Origin of the sequence: Mesorhizobium sp. M00.F.Ca.ET.216.01.1.1 (assembly GCF_004010325.2) — a bacterium.
Lineage (GTDB): Bacteria > Pseudomonadota > Alphaproteobacteria > Rhizobiales > Rhizobiaceae > Mesorhizobium.
In genome coordinates this window covers 1-283 of record NZ_SADR02000573.1, presented here as the reverse complement: position 1 = coordinate 283, position 283 = coordinate 1, and the positions used below count along the sequence as shown (strand labels likewise).

Genomic DNA, 283 nt, shown 5'->3' with positions numbered 1-283 from the left:
AAGTGGATTTCTCGGACAACCGCAATCTGATCGTGGCCGCGGTCACGCTCGTGCTGGGCGCCGGCGACTTCTCGCTGAAACTCGGCGGCTTCGGTCTGGGCGGCATCGGCACCGCGACTTTCGGTGCGATCATTCTTTACGCGCTTCTGCGAAGAAAGCCGGCGCAAGGGCCGGTGGCCTGATTCTTCGCTCGGCGACGGCGCGCGTTTGGAATGAGCGCCGTCACCGCCAGCGCGTTTGAACCGGCGTTACTTTTTGCGCGCGGTCAGCGCCGACTCCGCCA

1 pseudogene is annotated in these 283 nt (G+C 64.7%); it reads left to right on the top strand.

The features are described from left to right. Nucleotides 1-182, top strand: a pseudogene (locus EN859_RS37490) (pyrimidine utilization transport protein G); the annotation flags it as partial. Nucleotides 183-283: the final 101 nt, after the last annotated feature.